This window comes from Klebsiella sp. MISC125 (assembly GCF_051131775.1).
In the GTDB taxonomy this organism is placed as follows: domain Bacteria; phylum Pseudomonadota; class Gammaproteobacteria; order Enterobacterales; family Enterobacteriaceae; genus Klebsiella.
Window position 1 is genome coordinate 2,665,937 of record NZ_CP180448.1, and the last position, 18,013, is coordinate 2,683,949.

General features: G+C 52.7%; 22 protein-coding genes and 1 pseudogene. 8 read left to right on the plus strand and 15 right to left on the minus strand.

Annotated features, from left to right (window positions below):
- Positions 1-6 precede the first annotated feature (6 nt).
- The 11 genes from ACMYSL_RS12620 to ACMYSL_RS12670 form a co-directional block, all read right to left on the minus strand.
- The gene (locus ACMYSL_RS12620; protein ID WP_434663224.1) at positions 7-525 is read right to left on the minus strand and encodes a hypothetical protein; all 519 of its coding nucleotides are present in this window, start codon (positions 523-525) and stop codon (positions 7-9) included.
- Positions 526-687, minus strand: coding sequence for a hypothetical protein (locus ACMYSL_RS12625; RefSeq protein ID WP_434663227.1), 162 nt, complete (start codon positions 685-687; stop codon positions 526-528). It lies immediately after the preceding gene.
- Between the two features lie 11 nt (positions 688-698).
- Positions 699-890, minus strand: a complete 192-nt coding sequence (locus ACMYSL_RS12630; protein ID WP_434663230.1) for a DUF7448 domain-containing protein — start codon at positions 888-890, stop codon at positions 699-701.
- A 253-nt stretch (positions 891-1,143) separates the two neighbouring features.
- Positions 1,144-1,332 carry a hypothetical protein gene (locus ACMYSL_RS12635; protein ID WP_434663232.1) on the minus strand — a complete coding sequence of 63 codons (189 nt, stop codon included), beginning with the start codon at positions 1,330-1,332 and terminating at the stop codon, positions 1,144-1,146.
- 1 nt (position 1,333) lies between these two features.
- The gene (locus ACMYSL_RS12640; RefSeq protein WP_434663235.1) at positions 1,334-1,972 is read right to left on the minus strand and encodes a DUF3164 family protein; all 639 of its coding nucleotides are present in this window, start codon (positions 1,970-1,972) and stop codon (positions 1,334-1,336) included.
- A complete protein-coding gene (locus ACMYSL_RS12645; RefSeq protein ID WP_434663236.1) occupies positions 1,944-2,156 on the minus strand; it encodes a hypothetical protein in 213 nt (70 codons plus the stop codon). The genes ACMYSL_RS12640 and ACMYSL_RS12645 overlap by 29 nt, the downstream gene beginning before the upstream one ends.
- Position 2,157: 1 nt before the next feature.
- Positions 2,158-2,391: a hypothetical protein gene (locus tag ACMYSL_RS12650; protein WP_020804713.1), complete on the minus strand. Its 234-nt coding sequence runs from the start codon at positions 2,389-2,391 to the stop codon at positions 2,158-2,160.
- Positions 2,392-2,406: 15 nt separating this feature from the next.
- Positions 2,407-2,625 (minus strand): hypothetical protein, encoded by a 219-nt coding sequence (locus ACMYSL_RS12655; RefSeq protein ID WP_434663239.1) that lies wholly within the window; start codon positions 2,623-2,625, stop codon positions 2,407-2,409.
- An 8-nt stretch (positions 2,626-2,633) separates the two neighbouring features.
- Complete coding sequence (locus tag ACMYSL_RS12660; RefSeq protein WP_434663241.1) at positions 2,634-3,527, minus strand: AAA family ATPase; 894 nt, start codon at positions 3,525-3,527, stop codon at positions 2,634-2,636.
- Between the two features lie 12 nt (positions 3,528-3,539).
- Entirely contained in the window at positions 3,540-5,546 is a 2,007-nt protein-coding gene (locus tag ACMYSL_RS12665; RefSeq protein ID WP_434664055.1) for a Mu transposase C-terminal domain-containing protein, read from the minus strand.
- A gap of 38 nt (positions 5,547-5,584) precedes the next feature.
- Positions 5,585-5,842, minus strand: a complete 258-nt coding sequence (locus ACMYSL_RS12670; protein WP_071599317.1) for a helix-turn-helix domain-containing protein — start codon at positions 5,840-5,842, stop codon at positions 5,585-5,587.
- 133 nt (positions 5,843-5,975) lie between these two features.
- Between ACMYSL_RS12670 and ACMYSL_RS12675 the strand changes: the two genes are divergently transcribed.
- The 6 genes and pseudogenes from ACMYSL_RS12675 (at position 5,976) to ACMYSL_RS12700 (ending at position 10,219) form a co-directional block, all read left to right on the plus strand.
- Positions 5,976-6,743, plus strand: a complete 768-nt coding sequence (locus ACMYSL_RS12675; protein ID WP_434663244.1) for an XRE family transcriptional regulator — start codon at positions 5,976-5,978, stop codon at positions 6,741-6,743.
- 198 nt (positions 6,744-6,941) lie between these two features.
- A pseudogene (locus ACMYSL_RS12680) lies at positions 6,942-7,289 on the plus strand (MurR/RpiR family transcriptional regulator); the annotation flags it as partial.
- Positions 7,290-7,384: 95 nt separating this feature from the next.
- On the plus strand, positions 7,385-8,152 hold the full coding sequence (locus tag ACMYSL_RS12685) for a basic amino acid ABC transporter substrate-binding protein (protein ID WP_182239302.1): 768 nt from the start codon (positions 7,385-7,387) through the stop codon (positions 8,150-8,152).
- A gap of 65 nt (positions 8,153-8,217) precedes the next feature.
- Positions 8,218-8,982 (plus strand): amino acid ABC transporter permease, encoded by a 765-nt coding sequence (locus tag ACMYSL_RS12690; protein ID WP_283826540.1) that lies wholly within the window; start codon positions 8,218-8,220, stop codon positions 8,980-8,982.
- Entirely contained in the window at positions 8,969-9,691 is a 723-nt protein-coding gene (locus ACMYSL_RS12695; protein WP_434664058.1) for an amino acid ABC transporter ATP-binding protein, read from the plus strand. The genes ACMYSL_RS12690 and ACMYSL_RS12695 overlap by 14 nt, the downstream gene beginning before the upstream one ends.
- Before the next feature lie 78 nt (positions 9,692-9,769).
- The gene (locus ACMYSL_RS12700; RefSeq protein ID WP_434663248.1) at positions 9,770-10,219 is read left to right on the plus strand and encodes a methyltransferase family protein; all 450 of its coding nucleotides are present in this window, start codon (positions 9,770-9,772) and stop codon (positions 10,217-10,219) included.
- Between the two features lie 48 nt (positions 10,220-10,267).
- On the opposite strand, the gene ACMYSL_RS12705 is transcribed toward ACMYSL_RS12700, so the two are convergent.
- Positions 10,268-11,473 carry an MFS transporter gene (locus ACMYSL_RS12705; protein WP_434663251.1) on the minus strand — a complete coding sequence of 402 codons (1,206 nt, stop codon included), beginning with the start codon at positions 11,471-11,473 and terminating at the stop codon, positions 10,268-10,270.
- A 472-nt stretch (positions 11,474-11,945) separates the two neighbouring features.
- Here ACMYSL_RS12705 and ACMYSL_RS12710 point away from each other — a divergent pair, with 472 nt between their 5' ends.
- Positions 11,946-13,097 carry a M20 aminoacylase family protein gene (locus ACMYSL_RS12710; protein ID WP_434663254.1) on the plus strand — a complete coding sequence of 384 codons (1,152 nt, stop codon included), beginning with the start codon at positions 11,946-11,948 and terminating at the stop codon, positions 13,095-13,097.
- Between the two features lie 147 nt (positions 13,098-13,244).
- Here the strand turns inward: ACMYSL_RS12710 and fdhF are convergent, their stop codons facing one another.
- Together fdhF and ACMYSL_RS12720 are read right to left on the minus strand one after the other, a co-directional pair.
- A complete protein-coding gene (gene fdhF, locus ACMYSL_RS12715; protein WP_182239295.1) occupies positions 13,245-15,395 on the minus strand; it encodes a formate dehydrogenase subunit alpha in 2,151 nt (716 codons plus the stop codon).
- 238 nt (positions 15,396-15,633) lie between these two features.
- Positions 15,634-16,716: a malate/lactate/ureidoglycolate dehydrogenase gene (locus ACMYSL_RS12720; protein ID WP_110277284.1), complete on the minus strand. Its 1,083-nt coding sequence runs from the start codon at positions 16,714-16,716 to the stop codon at positions 15,634-15,636.
- A 263-nt stretch (positions 16,717-16,979) separates the two neighbouring features.
- Between ACMYSL_RS12720 and ACMYSL_RS12725 the strand changes: the two genes are divergently transcribed.
- Positions 16,980-17,081: a small membrane protein gene (locus ACMYSL_RS12725; RefSeq protein ID WP_142670573.1), complete on the plus strand. Its 102-nt coding sequence runs from the start codon at positions 16,980-16,982 to the stop codon at positions 17,079-17,081.
- A gap of 20 nt (positions 17,082-17,101) precedes the next feature.
- Here ACMYSL_RS12725 and ACMYSL_RS12730 read toward each other — a convergent pair whose 3' ends face one another.
- Positions 17,102-17,989: a helix-turn-helix domain-containing protein gene (locus tag ACMYSL_RS12730; protein WP_434663257.1), complete on the minus strand. Its 888-nt coding sequence runs from the start codon at positions 17,987-17,989 to the stop codon at positions 17,102-17,104.
- Between the last annotated feature and the right edge of the window lie 24 nt (positions 17,990-18,013).

An 18,013-nucleotide genomic window follows, 5' to 3' on the forward strand; every position in this document is an offset into this window, starting at 1 on the left:
CCCCCTTTATGAGCCCAGTGTTTTTTCAGCAGCTTTAAATTCCGATTCAACAATTTCGATTGCACCGGAATCCGGGGATGGTCTGGCGTCGGTTTTGAAATAAATCACATCCCCGACCCGGTAGTGGGTAATGCCACACAGGATCAACATTCCCCATTCAAGGCCCAGCGCTTTCCAGTAAGGCTCCCTTGAGATTCTTTCCGTGGGACGACCCTCACTCCATGCGTCCAGCAGCTGTAGATGTTCCTCGCGGCGCTCGCGGGGAATGCGGGTCTTACCTCGTGGTTCGCGGGTGTAACCATTCTGCGAACGGGAGAGCGTCCATAAACTGCTATGGCCAATCAATGGCGCAGCATCGAATGACAGACCGTGAAAGTGGAAGTTTGTAGCATTACCGCAAAATACCGGTTTGCCGCCGAATTTTTTTGCAAACTCAAGTGCTTTCTCTTTCAACTCTGCACGTTGACGAATTTCATTGTCCCACGCGTCAAGCGCTGCTTTTGTCGATGTTTTATAAAAGCCCATTTAGGCCCCCTTAAATAAGGTTAATAACAGCTCAATCATTTTCAGGCTGTAGTGAATACCTACGCCCCATACAGCGATGCAAAATAAAACGCATAAAGTTAAGGTCACCGGACGAAGGTAAGGATTGAGCATGATCCGATCGTAAAATGACAATGCTTTCATTTTATTCACCTTTAAAAGTCAATTCGTCTGGTGATTTTCAGAGACACGCTTTCTGAATAATAACCATTACTTTCACCGCACCAGCGAACGACCACATGCCCTTTCGCTGTTCCGAACTTGAAAAAAGTCCACGTTCTGGAGCCAGAATTAGTTTCTTCTTGATTACTGACTACCTCAGCTTCAAGTAAGGGGGGAGTCTTCAAGGTCGCTCAGTTCGCCCTCAATATCCTCAATCCAGACGCTTTCACAGCAATCATCTACATGGTAAAAAGTGAAAGAATCAACCCAGTTATTTTCGAAAAATTTAAGTTCCGTTCCGTCATCGTTTTTTTTCGGCCGAAACAAAAACCTTACCCAGCATTTCGTTAATTACGGTAACCGACATAGTCTTACCCTCATTTCAGGCGTAAGCATCCCCTGACGCATTACGCCATTTAAAAAATATTTAAGGTTTAATTAATCCTGACGCGTAAGTGAGTTCACGTTTGCAAGCCAGGGCTCTACGTTAATTTCCACAATTGTCGCCGATTTCAAATCCATAGCCGCTGCAACAGTTCTTACGGCCCGACGCTCTATTTCATTTGGGCGTTGATGCCAGAAGACCATTCCCGGTTGATATTTGCGGTTAAATTCTTTCGCTTTCATATCACACCGTCGCCATATTCAGAGCAATTGGAGTGTACTGGTCAGTGTCACCAATACGTTCGTAAATACGAATATAAGAGCTTGTCGCGATAACCTGTAAGGATTCGCCGATAGCATCCATCGCCTTATGCCAGCGTGGATCGTCGATATCATAACGACGAAGGTTCAGCACCGCGCCCGTGGAAACATTACCGGCTTTATCAGTCGAGAATGCGCGGCTGATAAATACTTTCAGCTCCGGGCGAGCATCCTCAGTCCAGTCAGCAAGGCATTCGTCAATGAGGCTCTTCGCGGCCTGCATACGCTCATCAAAGGCGATACGGTCAGCCATAGCCCGCTGAATCAGATAGCGGCCATCAAAGCTATAGAGCGTAACGTTGCCTTTTTTGCCGCCCAGCTTAACGCCATATTCGTTAGCGGAAAGGTCGACGAACGCCCCGATATCGCCAAACGAACTTTCTTTAAATTCCTTCATCAGCTTATTCAGCTCGATAGCTTTAGTTACGATCTCGCCAACCAGCGTATCCCGGGCCAGGTCAATAGGCTTCAGCAGTTTTACAGGGATAAATGCATCTTTAGCATCAACCCAGTAACCTTCAGGTGCGGTTTTTTCAGTAAATTGCTTTTGTTGAATATTCATGATTTGCCTCATTTAAATGTTGAAAAAACTTTGCTATTTCAGCACTGGCGCAAGCCAGCATTAACGGTGCAATAATATTGGATGTATCTTTAACCAAACGGGAATCCGTTTTTTCAGCCGATATAATTGCGGATAAATGAACTTCCCCCCTGACTTCCTTAACCGTAAAAACAATTTCAGCCATACTACCTCCAGATAACATGCATCCCGCGCCAGATAAGCATTTTGACCTGTGAGCTTTTACCGTCCTTGCGCTCGGTAATCTCGACTTCCTTTCCGCGCCACGCCTCAAACGGGCGGTCAACTTCTACAATCGGGCGGCGGAATCGGGTGTTAATGTCCAGAACCTGCAGGCCACCGCGCATAAGACGATTAATCGGGGCCATCATTTTTGGATCGTTAATAGGTAAACGGCACATAGTGACTCCTGAAAATTAATGAAATGAATCATTGCCTTTCACTGGAACAGTCGATAAATCTTTAACTGTTCCTAACATTTTTCTCAGAATTGAATGGATAAAACCGCCGAGTGAAACCAGAATAACCCGGGCTGCTTTCTTAACCAGTTCTGAGTCAGAATCGTCTTTAATCATGCGGCACTGGACATCTATGCCTTTCCCTTTTCGGGTTACAGATATTTCAATTTTTGCCATAGCTCCCCCTAATTAATCAGCATTTCAGCAAACTTACGTACCGCGCCAGCGCTGACGGCATTACCACTGATCTCACTGTGGCGGTTGACACCGCGAACTAACTTGAACAAACGACGGGCATTTCCGTTGCTGGCTTTAAACAGGGCATCATTCACATCGGCCTTACTGGCATCAGGCAGCATGCTGATCGCAATATCGCTAATATCGTCCTGCGGCAGTGAATCACCGATGCAGAAAGCCAGGCCAACACGGCTATATAACTGCTGGTACTCACCGCGCTTACCCTTCAGGTTAATAATCAGGCGGTGCATTCCTGCGAGAACAAGGCCAATTCCAGATTTATCATGGATACGTCGCAGAGTCTCAAGCGCCCGGTATGGCAGGTTTTCCGCTTCATCCACCATCAGAATGCGACCAGACTCGCGTAACGCAGCAATACAGGCTTCACTGAGTTCGTGCATGTTGCCACGCTTGCTTAGCCCCAGCAGGCCACAGAGTTCTTCCAGGACCACGCGGGCGGTATACCCCGGGTCTGCTTCAATAAGCAACGCATCACGATGCTGTGCAGCGTACTCACGTAACATCATGGTTTTGCCAAGCCCGGCTGCGCCATAGATAACGTTAAGATCGCCATCAAGATGAGCCAGGCGGATAACTTCCATTCCTTTGCGGGAAGTGATGGTGGGAATAAAGCTGGCGGTAATACGCTGCGATTTCTCTTTTTCTACTTCACGGTTAATAAAGCTACGAGCCAGCTTATCAATAGCGGGAACATCACCGGCATATTTCCCCTGCAGGTATTGATTAATGGTGGCGGTACTTTTGCCAATTGCGCGGGCTACCTGAGTCTGGCTGTAGCCTTTGCGGGTCATCAGGTCATTCAGTTCAACATGTATGCTCATATTTTCTCTCTCTTACCGGGTATTACCGATTTTTTTCAGATATTCATCGCGGTCAGTCTCAAGGAAGAAATAAGGTTCTTCTTCTTTCACAACGGTATATTCAGCAGGGATGAAACTTCCCAGGTCATCGAATCGTTGCCCCGGCAACACAGAGCGGCCCTCGGCTTCGATCTCCTGAACTTTATCTTCAACGCGTTTCATACGACGCTGACGGCGTTTCTCAACGGCCACATCCATTGCACTGACCGGAATCGCTGCACGTTTATTGCCATTCCAGATTGCAGTACAGACATAAGAACCATCCATCCGGCGCACGATGACGGACTGCGGGTCGTGGATATCGAAGGCCACGCGCACATCTTCGCTGTCTACCTGGATCAACTCTTCAGAGAAATAATCGTTATTGAACAGACGAAGCCAGCCACGCTGCGCGGTGCGCACCATTTCGGGCATGAACGCTTCTCGCAGTTCGACGTCGGTCAGATACTCTGTTTCATCACCTTCGAGCTCAAGAACGGCCCGGCGGTACGCTGCTGGCGTCAGATGCTTACCGTTGCGCCTGGGCAGTTCGCTGTGTTCGTGGGTATTGTTGTAGACGTCCACTTCCTCAGCGATGGCGTCAAGCAGCTGCTGCCACGAAGGGAGTTTCCCCAAAGCAGTACGCTGTACTGGTGTTAGTTCGCGGCCGTTCTCCTGCGCCTTGACGGCCGACTGAATAGCACGAGCGGTAATACGCGCATGCTCACGGTCGGCGCTGTCGCCGCTGAAGGTGTCAAACTGCATGGCCACACGGCGCGGTATCCCTTTGTTCAGACGCTCGATGATCCCGCGAGACTGAGGACGTCCGGGTATGCTGGTCGGGTGCTCAATACCCAGGCGGCTGAAAATACCAGTCACGTCAGCATCAAGCGTTTTGTTGGTTTCACCACCACCGTTATCGGAGTACACGAACAGTGGCTTACCAAAGTGGCGCATGGCGTAACGGTAAGCGTCGGCCACCGCGATAACGCTTTCAGATAATGCCAGGCTCCAGCCAACGACAAAGCGTGTCCGGCCATCAATAATCAGGGTCAGCTCGGGTGTGAACGGACGGCCATGATCGGGGTGGGCGACCTTCATTTCCAGCGACTTACCGTCCGCAATCCAGCAACCATTAACCGGCATTTGCGACCAGTCACGTTTCTGGAAGCATTCAAAAGCCAGCGCAGCAGAACCACTGACGCGGCCACGCGCTTTCTCTCGGCGCGGCAGCTTCTCCATCGCCCGGCGAACCGCGTCATAGGAGGGGCATGCCGCAATCATTGCCGGCTGGTCAGCATAGATGGCTGTCCATTCGGCTTTAAAATCTCGGTACGCCTCAGTAAGACAAGGGCCTTTGCGACTACGCCAGTGCGCCAGAAAGTCAGGAAGCCACTTAATCTGCTCCGGCTTCTTCGCTTTAAGATGACCGGGAGCCAACATGGCCATACGCTCGATACCTGGTTTTGTTGACTCAAAAACGCTGACCCATTCCTGCAGGCTGCGGGTACCGACGCCGGCGCGGCTGCTGCCTTTACGGGCATTGGCCAGCTCAGCGGAGTTCATCAAATGCTCGGGCAACGTCCCTTTACGCGACCCCATAGAAACAAAATTAACGGCCGCAGTGCGTGACATTCCTGCACCCCGGAGCTTCTCAACCTCCAGAGCCAAAGCTGCACGAGCATCGGCGATCTGCTTTTGCTTCTCGGTTAATGAATTAACCTCACGATCAAGCAGCGCAGGACATTGACGTATAAGCGAAATATTTTTCTTTGTTGCTGTATCTGAACGCGGTCGCGTACTGACTACTTTTGTAGATACTGTCTTTTCTGAAAGCAGAGAGTTGTAATAACGATTTTTTATTTCCTCCTGAGTGTTAGCAGGCAAAAAATCGATGTGATATTCAAACGCCTTTGTACCTACACGTTTCCGGCGGACATCAGGAACTTTTGCAGCGAGGTTATCAAGGTATTTACGGCAACCCCGTTCTGTAGCAGGCATCCCATTGCAACCTGTAAGCTCAGCGACCGTTGACCACATCATGCCACCTCACCATATCTCGATGGCCAGATTTCAGAAGGCTCAACACCAATAGCTGACGCAATGATCCGCTCACCTTTGGGATAACGACGGTCCAGTGCATTGTTCAAGGTACGCGCGTTTAATCCTGAGTTACGAGATAAAGAAGCCAATGTGGTCCCTTTTTTACGTAACTCAGCAATGATGTCCGCTCGATGCCAATCGCATGAAGTGGTTCCATTTAAAGCGCATTTCTGAGACTCTATCCGTTTATACATAGTAATAACTCATCTGTGTTACTAACTGTAATAACAGTGTTGATCACTAAAAGGAAAACATCAAGCTTTTTTGGTTCCTTTTGTGATTGATGTGACCACTATCATTTAAATGCGTTACAACTAGGAGGTATCAATGACTTACACAGAAAAGGATCCAAACGGTAAAAAAGGCACTATGGATCCTTTATTGGATAATCAAAAAGGAACCACTTTCGGGGAAAGGTTGCGTATAGCGATAGGCGATAAGAGCATTCGACAGTTCGCGATAGATTGCGGCATCAGTTACGGAGCTATGCATAAGTACTTCACAGGGACGACTCAGCCTACACTTGATAATTTGGTTATTTTGTCCAAGACCGCAGGCGTAGGCATTGAATGGCTTGCTACCGGGCAAAACAGCCCTGTTCTAACAGGAACGGAACTACAAACGGTTCCAGCAGCTAGCGGAGTCCTGGATGTTCATGGAAATGATGTTGACTTAGGCGAGTTTGTGTTTGTCCCGCGCTACAACGTAGCTGCAGCTGCTGGATATGGTGCCTGGAATGATGATGAAACGCCGATGTTCACAGTGTCTTTTCGAAGATATTGGATCGTTAACCATTTAAAGGCGGACCCAACGAAACTATCTGTAATCAGCGTTGTAGGTGATTCGATGGAAGGAGTACTTAATGACAAGGATATTATACTTGTAAATCATGGTGATAAAGATCCAAGAGAAGGCATTTATGTGCTGCGCCTTGATGGTCAGCTTATAGTAAAAAGAGTCCAGCGCTTACCAGGCTCGGAGCTTTTCGTGACTAGCACTAATCCTGCATACAAGCCATTCACGATAAATTTAAATAACATCCCTTCAGATTTTGACGTTGTGGGAAAAGTTGTTTGGTACGGGAGAGTTGTTTAAAAGCTATAAAACACTATTAAGAACTAACACTAACAATCCATAATAGTGCAGAAGTTAACGCATAAATCTCTAAAAAATCTCATTTCCCGACCAGCCGTGCAGAAACGGCTAGTCCGGCTCTAAGCCTTGTCCCGTAAGGCTTCTCGCTGTTTTCTCGGCGACGATCCAACCATGCATAAACGATCACCTCCCCACACCGAGCAGCTCATTAGCCTGCAACGCGGCGATGTGCTGATTATGATGGGGCAAAAATCGCCGCACCGGGAGGGAATGACCACCCTGCGTGAAGCGCGGCGGCTGGGGATCCCGACGATTCTGCTCACCCAGGCGGTGGACTCCCGCTTTAGCCAGGAGGCGCAGGTGGTGATCGACGTGCCGCGCGGCGACGACAATGGCCGAGTGCCGCTACATGGTACGGTGCTGGTGTGCCTGGAGATGATCGTGTTGTCGGTGGCCTCTACCGCGCCGCAAAGGACGGTAAAATCGATGAAGCGGATCAATGAATTGCATCGGGCTATTGGTAAATCCGGCGGTAAACGAGGCTAATCAAAAGATAATTCACCGCCGGGAAGGTTTCCGGTTGCATGCCCTGCTGACTCTGTGTATTTTTATGCAAAATAAATGCATAAAACGGAGTTGTTATGGTTAAGAATTGGATGAAAGCGTGCTGCCTGATGGCAGCGCTGATCGGTACCGCTCAGGCGGCCCAGCAAACTTACGTGGTCGGCTCCGGCGGGACCTATCGTCCGTTTGAGTTTGAAAACAGCCAGAAACAGCTGGAAGGTTTTGATATCGACATCATCAAAGCGATTGCGAAAGCGGAAGGTTTTGATATCAAACTGATTAACACCCCGTGGGAAGGGATCTTCGCCACCCTGGGCACCGGCGACCGCGACATTATTATCTCCGGGATCACCATCACCGATAAGCGCAAGCAGATGGTCGATTTCTCCGCCCCGTATTTCCCGGCTGAACAGTCCATCGTGGTTCCTGCAGACTCTAAAGTCACTTCACTGGAAGCGCTGAAAAGCGAGAAAGTCGGGGTGGTGAACTCCAGTACCGGCGATATCGTGGTTTCCGACGTACTGGGTAAAAACAGCACTTCGATCAAGCGCTTTGATAATACCCCGCTGATGCTGCAAGAGCTGTTTGAAGACGGCGTGAGCGCGGCGGTAGGCGATGTCGGCGTGGTGAAATACTACATCAAGCAGCACCCGGAGAAGCAGTTCAAACTGGTGCCAGACGCCAAATTTGAACGCCAGTATTTCGGCATCGCGGTAGCGAAAGGCAACAGCGAACTGCAGGCGAAAATCAACGCCGGTTTACAGAAAATCGTTGCTGACGGCACCTACGCCAAAATCTATAAAACCTGGTTTGACGAGAACGTACCGACGCTGCCAGCGCAATAATCTGCATTTTTTTTTTCATCACGGCTATCGACATTAACGATAGCCGTATTTTTTAGGGAAGGGTTATGACGGGATTCCGTTGGGAGATTATCGAGGAGTACGGTCCGCTGTTTATGGACGGTGCCTTGATGACCATTAAATGTACCATTATCTGCGTGATCCTCGGCACCCTGTGGGGGCTGACCCTCGGGCTGGGGCGAATGGCGAAAGCCGAGCACGGGGTATGGAAATACGTTCTGCGTTACCTAGTGCAGTTTCCGGTACGCTTTTACGTCAGCGCGTTTCGCGGCACGCCGCTGTTTGTGCAAATCATGGTGGTTCACTTCGCACTGGTGCCGCTGTTTATCAATCCGCGCGATGGGCTGCTGGTCACCAGCGGCATGATGAGCGCCGATTTTGCCCGCGAGCTGCGCTCCAACTACGGCGCGTTTCTCTCCTGCGTCGTGGCGATAACGCTCAATGCCGGGGCCTATGTTTCCGAAATCTTCCGCGCCGGTATCCAGTCTATCGATAAAGGACAGATGGAAGCCTCCCGCGCGCTGGGAATGCCGTGGTGGAAAACCATGCGTCAGGTCATTCTGCCGCAGGCGTTTCGCCGCATTCTGCCGCCACTGGGTAACAACGCCATCGCCATTGTTAAAGACTCCTCGCTGGCTTCAGCCATCGGCCTGGCGGACCTGGCCTACGCCGCGCGTACCGTTTCCGGCGCTTACGCCACCTACTGGGAACCCTACCTGACCATCTCTCTGGTTTACTGGGTTATTACTTTCCTGCTGGCGCAGCTGGTTAACCGTCTGGAAAAGAGGTTTGGCAAAAGTGATTCACATTAATAATCTGCACAAGCGCTTCGGCGACAGCCACGTTCTGCGCGGCATCAGCTGTGATATCAAACCGCAGGAAGTGGTCTGCATTGTTGGTCCGTCGGGTTCGGGAAAAAGTACCTTTCTGCGCTGCATGAACGCGCTGGAAACCGTCAGCGAAGGCGAAGTTGAGGTGAACGGTTTTGCCGCCCACGATCGCGCCACTGACATTAATAAGATGCGCGAAAGCGTCGGTATGGTGTTTCAGCGTTTCAATCTGTTCCCGCATAAAACGGTGCTGGAAAACCTGATTATGGCGCCGATGAACCTGCGCGGTATGGCGCGGGCCGAGGCGGTACATCTGGCGGAAGAGCTGCTGGCGAAGGTAGGGCTGAGCGACAAGCGCGACGCCTGGCCTTCTAGCCTTTCCGGTGGTCAGCAGCAGCGCGTGGCGATTGCCCGCGCGCTGGCGATGAAGCCGTCGATCATGCTGTTCGATGAACCCACCTCGGCGCTGGATCCGGAGCTGGTGGGCGACGTGCTGGAGGTGATGAAAAATCTCGCCAGCGAAGGGATGACCATGGTTATTGTGACTCACGAAATGGGCTTTGCCCGCGAAGTGGCCGACCGGGTTATCTTTATCGACCAGGGTATTATTCAGGAAGAGGGCAAACCGGCGCAGATCTTTAGCGCGCCAGTAAACCCGCGTACCGCTGAGTTTTTGAGTAAAGTGCTGTAATGGCTTTCAGCCCCGGCGTGCGCTATGCCGCCGGGGAACAATCCGAATGATTTGTTGCTCATTCCATGGAGTGCGCTGATGTTAAGGAAGGTGTTCGTCCCGCCGGTTTTACTGCTGCTGTTTGTGCTTTTCGATCTGTTGATTGCCGGGCGCGAGTTCTGGGCGTGGCGGCCACTCTATTTCGGCCTTGCGCTAATCCCTCTTATCATTAGCGCGGTTATCATCCTCGGAACGCTGCGCCAGTTTCGCACCCACCGTACCACCCTGAATCCGCTTCGAGCGCAAGAGACCACGACCCTGATGACCGACGGCTGGTTTCGCTATTCGCGCAATCCAATCTATCTGGCGATGACTGGCGTACAGCTGGCCCTGATTATTCTCAGCGGCAAACCGCTACTGTTGCTGACGCTACCGTTGTTGATCTATTTGCTGACCGTGCTGCATATCCGCCCGGAAGAAGCGGAAATGGCTCGTCTCTTTCCTCGTCAGTGGCCGGAGTATGCGCGTAAAGTGCGGCGCTGGTTGTAGGATTACCAGCTCCGACAGTCGCTGATTTTCGAAGCCCGGAGATAAAAACTACCGTGCGACTTCGCTAATATCATCCATCTCTTCTTCGCGTTCACGCGCATCCGCCAGCAGCGCTTTTTCGCTTTTGCCGAAGCACTGAATCAGCAGGAACAGCGCGCCGCTGGCAAACAGCGTCATCACCAGACCATCATAGCCCGCGACGCTAATCAGCAGGCTGCTGACCACCGGACCCGCGACGCTGCCCGCAGACCAGAAAAACCCCAGCAGAGCGTTGATCATTATCAGCTTCTGTCCGGAGAAGGTTTTCCCGGCGCGAACCAGCGATAGCGTATAGAGTGCGCCCGCCGCGGCCCCCAGAATTATACAGCCAACAATAAGCTGAATATTTGATGCCAGCAGGAACGGTAAGGCCAGCAGGGCGAGGCAGAAGACTACCGCGCAGGTTAAATGCACGCGGCGGATGCCGAAGCGGTCGGCAATCCAACCTAATGGTGCCTGGAACAGGGCATCGCCGGTCAGGACTACCGTGACCAGCAGCACCGCCATCACTTCATTTAGCCCTTTATCCATACCGTACAGCGGCAGCAGCGCCAGAATGCTGGCATCAAAGAACGCAAAGCAGAACACACCGGAAGCCAGTACCGGTAAAAAAGCGCCAAGGCTGCGCCAGCTGGCGTGTTCGGCGAGTCGTTCGCGGCTACCTGTCGGCAAGTGACGCAGCATCAGCAGGCAGGCCACGGTGATGCCGCCAATGACCAACAGCGCCCACGGCTGATAGTCTGGCCCGGCGGAAATCAATAATGGCCCAGCCAGCTGACAGCCGGTGAAGGCAGAGGCGTAAATCCCGGTTAAGGTTGCCCGATTTTTGCCCGCCGCGCCGCCGGTTATCCAGCTCTCCCCGAGAACGATAATTACCCCAGAAGCCATACCGGTCAGCAGTCGCGGCAGCAGAAGATGTGCAATATCAAAGCTCAGGCAGGAGGCTACCGTGGAGACTGCGAGCACCACCAGGCTGGCGGCCAGCAGCATCCCCATCTCAAAGCGTCGGCACAGCGCAGGTGAGAGGAAGGAGGAGATCATCATCCCCGCTGGCGGTAGCGCGGCCAGCAGGCCAACGTAGACGGTATCAATCTGCTGCTGCGCCAGCTCAAGACTGATTAAAGGCACCGTATAGCCGGTGATAAATCCCACTAGTGAAGCGGCCATGATCATCGCCAGCGTGGGGGCAAGGCGACTCTGGTCTGGGTTGAACATTTTATTCCCGATAACGGAAGTCTGAAGAGTGAATTATTCGGCGAAAGGCCAGTATAGCTGCATAATAATTAATCGCACGCCTTCTGTCACCGTTGATATGACTGCCAAAAAAGGCGGCTCTGACGGGATGCCTCGCTAATGCGCATGGGCTCAGGGTTTGCTGAATGTTGTCAGCGCGCGGGCGAAAGGATATAACCAATAGGATCGTCGGTAACCTATACCCGTCATACTTCAAGCTGCATGTGCGTTGGCTGCACTCACTCACCCCAGTCACTTACTTTAGTAAGCTCCTGGGGATTCACTGCGTCGCCGCGTTACTCGGCCTGTGGCCTCGCCCCTCCGGGGCCAGCGCAAGCGCTGTTCAAGGCACAAGTGCCTTGTCCTGCAACTCGAATTATTTAGGGTATATAACCGCAAATTATTGAATAAAACACTGGTTCAGCGCTGATGCTGTGCAGGAAAGGAGTAAGACATGGCAGTATCCCCTTCACTGATCGCCGAGGCCATCCGCTGGCGACGTGATTTTCATACTTGCCCTGAACTGGGATACCAGGAGCAGGAAACCTCGCGGCGTATTGCTGAATTACTCACTTCATTTGGACTTCAGGTTCATACCGGGCTGGCGGGTACCGGCGTGGTGGCGACGCTGGAGAATGGCCCTGGTCCGGTAATTGGACTGCGGGCGGATATGGACGCGCTGCCGATAACCGAACTGGGCGATGTTAGCTATAAATCGCGCAATCCAGGCGTGATGCACGCCTGTGGGCACGATGGACATAGCGCAATGCTGCTGGCGGCAGCCGCGCATCTGGCGCAAACCCGCCGCTTTAGCGGCACCGTCCACTTTGTGTTTCAGCCCGCCGAGGAGAATCTGGGCGGCGCGCGTAAAATGGTGGAAGAAGGGTTGTTCGACCTGTTCCCGATGGACGGCATCTACGCGCTGCATAACTGGCCGGGCATTGCGTTGGGTCAGGTGGCGATTAACAGCGGGGCGATGATGGCCTCGCTCGATGCGTTTGAAATCACCCTGACGGGTAAAAGCTGTCATGCGGCGATGCCGGAGCGTGGGGCGGACCCGATTGTCGCCGCGGCGCAGTTGATTATGGCGCTGCAAACGATTCCTTCGCGCCGCCTTTCACCGCAGGAATCTACGGTGGTAAGCATCACCCAGATTGCCGGCGGTGAGGCGATTAACGTTCTGCCGGATAAAGTGGTGCTGCGCGGGACCTTTCGCTGCCTGAACAACCAGGTGCGCGAGCGGGTGAGGGGGCTGATTGAGAGCTATGTCGCCGCTCAGCCGCAGGTCTCTGACGTCGAAGGGGAGATCTCCTGGTATCCGGGTTATCCGGTGACGACTAACGATCCTGCCCAAGCGCAAAAAGTTCGCGATGTGGCGACCGCGCTGCTGGGTGATTCGGCGGTGAGCTGGAATGGAAACCCATCCATGGCGTCGGAGGATTTTGCCTGCATGCTGGAAGCCTGTCCAGGAGCCTATTTTTGGATAGGCACCGACGGCGAGACGGCCTCGAAGCCGCTGCACAATGCCGGGTATGATTTCAATGATGAACTGATTCCGCACGGCGTAGCGCTGTGGACGGCGCTGGTAGAAAAGCTGCTGGCTTAAGATGCGTTTCCCGGAGGCGTTGCTGCGCACCTGTCCGGGCTACACGTCCTTAGCCGTCTGCGATCCCGTAGGCCGGGCAAGGCGTTAGCCGCCGCCCGGCACCAGGGCGAAATACGCAGGGAGATGCGTACTTCTCCCTGCACCGTTTTACACGTTAACCGCCGCTTTCAGGCGGGCTTTCATCTCGCTGTAGCTTGTCCAGGCGTACTGCTCGGCCCAGCGCTGATCCTCAATCGCTTCCACCTTCACCGCACAATATTTGGTTTCCGGCGTCTTCGAGATTGGGTCGAGATTGTCCTGAGTTAATTCATTACAGGCGCCCACCCACCACTGATAGGTCATATACACGGCCCCGAGATTAATGCGGTCGCTGATGTCGGCGCGGGTAATTACCTTGCCGCGTCGGGAACTGACCCACACCAGCTGTTGATCGGCAATCCCCAGACGCTGTGCGTCGGCGCGGTTGATTTGCACCCGGCCCGGTTCATCGGCGAGCGACTGCAACGCCGCACAGTTACCGGTCATCGAACGGCAGGAGTAATGCCCGACCTCGCGTACGGTGCACAGCACCAGCGGATACTCTGCATCCGGTATCTCCGCGGGCGCTCGCCACGGTGCGGCAAACAGCTGACCCTTTCCGGTTGGCGTATCGAACTGATTGCCCTTATACAGCCACGGCGTGCCGGGGTGATCCAGCGTTGGGCAAGGCCACTGTACGTGGTTCATATCGCCCATTTTTTCATAAGTGACGCCATAGAACAGCGGGCACAGTTCGCGCATTTCGTCCCAGATCTGCTGGTTATTGTCGTAATGCATCGGGTAGCCCATTTCGCTGGCCAACAGACTGATGATTTCCCAGTCGCGCTTAACGTTACCGGTGGCAATAATCGCCTGTTCGAAGCGCTGAAAACCGCGGTCGGCGCAGGTAAAGACGCCGCCATGTTCGCCCCAGGAGGTGGCGGGCAGCAGCACATCAGCGATTTCTGCAGTTTTGGTCATAAAGATATCCTGCACCACCACAAAATCGAGCGCTTCGATACCTTTGCGCACCAGGCCCAGATCGGCCTCGGTCTGTAGCGGGTCTTCGCCCATGATGTAGTAGGCTTTGATCTCGCCGGTCAGCGCTTTATGCGGCACCTCGGTGATGCGGGTCCCAACTTTGTCGTCCATCAGCGCGGGATCAATACCCCAGGCTTTGGCGAATTTAGCGCGGGCATCGGCATCGGTGACATCCTGATAGCCAGGGAACATATTCGGTAACACGCCCATATCACAGGCGCCCTGGACGTTGTTTTGCCCGCGCACAGGTCCCACGCCGACGTTAGCGCGTCCGAGGTTGCCGGTTAACAGCGCGAGGCTCGCCAGCCCTCTGACCACATCCACCGCCTGACCAAACTGGGTCACGCCCATGCCCCACATAATGGTGGCAGAAGGTGCGGCGGCAAACATGCGCATTGCCTGGCGAATCTCAAGCGCCGAAACGCCGACTATCTCTTCGACAGCCTCGGGAGAGTAGTCTTTGACCATTTCACGATAGGCGTCTAGTCCTTCGGTATAACGCTCGACATAATCATGGTTATACAGATTCTCTTCCAACAGCACGTGGGCGAAGGCGTTAACCAGCGCCATATTACTGCCATTGTTGAGCTGGAGGTGGCGGTCGGCGATGCGGGCGGTTTCGATACGGCGCGGGTCGCAGACGATGATTTTCGCGCCGTTTTCGCGCGCTTTAATCACCCGACGGGCAACGATAGGGTGGGAATCGGCGCAGTTATAGCCAAATACCAGCAGGCATTTTGAGTTTTCAATATCGCTAATTGAGTTGCTCATCGCGCCGTTGCCGAGCGCCAACTGAAGACCGGCCACCGACGGGCCGTGGCAGACGCGGGCGCAGCAGTCAACGTTATTGGTGTTGAGCACTCCGCGGGCGAACTTTTGCATCACATAGTTGGTTTCATTGCCGGTACCACGGGATGAGCCGGTGGTCATAATGGCGCGCGGACCATGTTTTTCTTTTATTTCACGCAGTTTTTTCGCCGTATAGCGGATAGCTTCATCCCAGCTGACCGGGGTGAATTTACCGCCTTTCTGGTAGCGAATCATCGGTTGTTGCAGGCGTGGCGTCAGCAGTTGCGTATCGTTGAGGAAGTCCCAGCCGTAGTAGCCTTTGAGGCATAGCTGATTTTGGTTAGTCACACCATCGGCCGCTTCGGCGCGGATAATTTTATTGTTATCGACGACCAGCTTAAGTTTGCAACCGGCCCCGCAGTAAGGGCAAACGCTCGTGATTTTTTTCATCAGTAACAGACCTGTTAACAGAGAATAAACAACAACGGACAGACCGGGCCCGGCCCGCCTTTGTCAGGGCGTCCTCTGCCAGCGCATCGGCAGAGGACGGGAGCGTTATGCATACACTGTGCCAAAACTTAACGTTATGATTTCATAGGGAATAGAGGGCTGGGCAGGCGAGGGTGATGATGATGTCGACACTAATGACGATGACATGACGCCTGGTTGGGCGTCATGAAGGGACGGGTCAGGCCAGCTTAAGCCGTAGCTGCGCGAGAGTCTCTGCGGGTAACCCGACTTCCTCGGCGGCGGCGCAAATCGCCTGCCAGCTCCCGGCATCCAGTGGAATACCCTGCGCCAGACGTTCCTGACGGTTGGCTTCTTCCCACTCGCCCGGTGCCAGAATCGGTGTATTTTCATCATGCGGTGACTGTTTGCACCAGTCGATAAACGCCTCGGTCTCACGCTGCATATCTGGCGCGTCGAATGCTTCCGGGCTGAGAATGATGGTGGTCATACAGTTGAAAATAGCGTCTACGCTGGCTTGTAGATTCTCCTTATGCGAGGTTTTGCCACCGGATACCGCGCCGCCGATCACTTCACACAACGTCGCCAGCGCGTAGCCTTTATGCTCGGCAAAGGTCAACAGCGCGCCGAGCGGCGAGGTCTGCATAACCGCCGGGTCGGTGGTGGGAACGCCCTGAGCGTCTATCAATGAACCGGGCGGTACCGGAACGCCTTTGTGCCATGCGACGCGGGTCTTACCAAAGGCGATAGCGCTGGTGGCGTAATCCAGCAACAGCGGGGGATGGCCTTCGCGCGGGAACACCACGCACAGCGGGTTGGTACCGAAGCGGCTGTCTTTGCCACGGAACGGCGCGACCATAATGTTGCCGACAACGTTCACGAAGTGAATAGAGATCATTCCGGCGGCGGCGCACTGTTCTGCCCAGTAGCCGATGCGGCCTATGTGGTGCGCGTTACGCAGTGCGACGGCAGCCATGCCGTGCTGTTTCGCTTTTTCGATGCCCATCTGCATGGCTTCATGAGCCACTACCTGACCGAACCCACCGTTACCATCAAGGGTGACGACCGCGCCTGCATCCTTCATCACGCTGGCATGGCGGTTGAGCTGAAGACAACCCAGCGCGTGGGAACGTACATAGCTTGGGATCATGCCTACGCCGTGGGAATCATGACCGGCAAGGTTAGCGGCAATCAGATGGTCGGCAACGAGGGAGGCTTCGGTGGGAGTACTGCCCATATGAGTGAACAGCGTTTTAACAAATTGATGCAGGTCCGTAGCCTGGAAGCGATGTCCTGTCTGCACTGATTTTCTCCTGTTTTTGGGTTGCGGTATTGTTGTTTTATGATGTTTGCGCTTCCATGCTGCTCTGTACGTCGGAGAAGATCAAGGTTTGAGCCTGGTATGTAAAGAGAGTTGCTGAGGGGCAGAGAACAGAATTGAGGCCCGGAAGTCTGGTTGTGCTGTTAAGAATCATTATTATTAAAATCTCATAATAAATCTTACCTGTCGAACATGATAGGGATATAAAAGAGAGCGCAACAATGAATATCAGTGCATTTTTTCTGATGACCATCGCTATTTTACTGCTGGGAATATCGGTATATAGCTTGCTAAGCTATATTAAAGAGCGCCGGGCCAAACGCTTTCGGCCTTTCCGCCAGCGATAATTTTGATATCGAGAGGCGAGTTAACTCGCCTTATTATAATTGTCTCGCCAGACTTTCGGTGATACGTGATATTTTTCGCGGAACTGCTTGCCAAATAATGGATGGCTGACAAAACCGCAAACCCAGGAAATCTGCTCAATTCGAAGCTGCAGGTTATTTTCCAGCATCTCTCGCGCAGCCTCTAAACGTATGTCTCTGATTAATGCCATCACCGATGTATTCTGTTCATTAAAGGCTCTGTCGAGACTGGCGCGCGAGCAGCGTAGCGTTTGCGTCAGCATATCTGGTGATAAGCTCTGTTGATGATAGTTCTGCATAATGAAAGACTTAGCGCCATTAAATAGATGGCTTAGCTTGCCTGGGGAAAATAAGCCTCTCTCTTTAGCGACATCGGCAAGCATGATTAAAGCCATATTATGCAATCCATCAACGACGGTTGCCGTCTCTTTTGTTGACAGAATGGCAGACTGCGCATCCAGTAACTGCATATGTGATTTCAAAAATCCTGCCAGATGATGATTTTCTAAAGAGATCATTGGGCTGTTTAATTTCCCACTGAATACTTCGTTTATTTTATCGCTGCGGGGAATAACGTAGAGCTGTTTTACATCATTACATTGATAATGATAATAGTCGTTGCGTTGGTGAACAATTAACGTTCCCTGATTCACCTGTGAGCTGGCGGACTCTTTACGACCGCGAATGATTTGGTTGCCCTGAACGATCAGTGAAATATAAATCGAAGATTCCGTTGTCTGGTGCGGGTCGAATATCGTTTCGTTTTTTGAACCCATCGCACTACAATAATCTCCGTTAACGCCGGAGATAGTTTTATGAGTGGCAATAATCTCTTCCGGCCGCCGGTTGTTAACTACTTCAATACCGTAGCAGTTAATGTTCTGCGACAATCTCTTATAGCGCTCTTCGGGGGC

Coding starts and splice junctions, on each gene's coding strand:
- fdhF (WP_182239295.1), bottom strand. CDS start 15,395: ATGAAAAAAATCACGAGCGTTTGCCCTTACTGCGGGGCCGGTTGCAAA.
- ACMYSL_RS12670 (WP_071599317.1), bottom strand. CDS start 5,842: ATGTATAAACGGATAGAGTCTCAGAAATGCGCTTTAAATGGAACCACT.
- ACMYSL_RS12625 (WP_434663227.1), bottom strand. CDS start 687: ATGAAAGCATTGTCATTTTACGATCGGATCATGCTCAATCCTTACCTT.
- ACMYSL_RS12645 (WP_434663236.1), bottom strand. CDS start 2,156: ATGGCTGAAATTGTTTTTACGGTTAAGGAAGTCAGGGGGGAAGTTCAT.
- ACMYSL_RS12725 (WP_142670573.1), top strand. CDS start 16,980: ATGACCATCGCTATTTTACTGCTGGGAATATCGGTATATAGCTTGCTA.
- ACMYSL_RS12650 (WP_020804713.1), bottom strand. CDS start 2,391: ATGTGCCGTTTACCTATTAACGATCCAAAAATGATGGCCCCGATTAAT.
- ACMYSL_RS12660 (WP_434663241.1), bottom strand. CDS start 3,527: ATGAGCATACATGTTGAACTGAATGACCTGATGACCCGCAAAGGCTAC.
- ACMYSL_RS12635 (WP_434663232.1), bottom strand. CDS start 1,332: ATGAAAGCGAAAGAATTTAACCGCAAATATCAACCGGGAATGGTCTTC.
- ACMYSL_RS12655 (WP_434663239.1), bottom strand. CDS start 2,625: ATGGCAAAAATTGAAATATCTGTAACCCGAAAAGGGAAAGGCATAGAT.
- ACMYSL_RS12665 (WP_434664055.1), bottom strand. CDS start 5,546: ATGCCTGCTACAGAACGGGGTTGCCGTAAATACCTTGATAACCTCGCT.
- ACMYSL_RS12705 (WP_434663251.1), bottom strand. CDS start 11,473: ATGTTCAACCCAGACCAGAGTCGCCTTGCCCCCACGCTGGCGATGATC.
- ACMYSL_RS12675 (WP_434663244.1), top strand. CDS start 5,976: ATGACTTACACAGAAAAGGATCCAAACGGTAAAAAAGGCACTATGGAT.
- ACMYSL_RS12640 (WP_434663235.1), bottom strand. CDS start 1,972: ATGAATATTCAACAAAAGCAATTTACTGAAAAAACCGCACCTGAAGGT.
- ACMYSL_RS12690 (WP_283826540.1), top strand. CDS start 8,218: ATGACGGGATTCCGTTGGGAGATTATCGAGGAGTACGGTCCGCTGTTT.
- ACMYSL_RS12620 (WP_434663224.1), bottom strand. CDS start 525: ATGGGCTTTTATAAAACATCGACAAAAGCAGCGCTTGACGCGTGGGAC.
- ACMYSL_RS12700 (WP_434663248.1), top strand. CDS start 9,770: ATGTTAAGGAAGGTGTTCGTCCCGCCGGTTTTACTGCTGCTGTTTGTG.
- ACMYSL_RS12685 (WP_182239302.1), top strand. CDS start 7,385: ATGGTTAAGAATTGGATGAAAGCGTGCTGCCTGATGGCAGCGCTGATC.
- ACMYSL_RS12710 (WP_434663254.1), top strand. CDS start 11,946: ATGGCAGTATCCCCTTCACTGATCGCCGAGGCCATCCGCTGGCGACGT.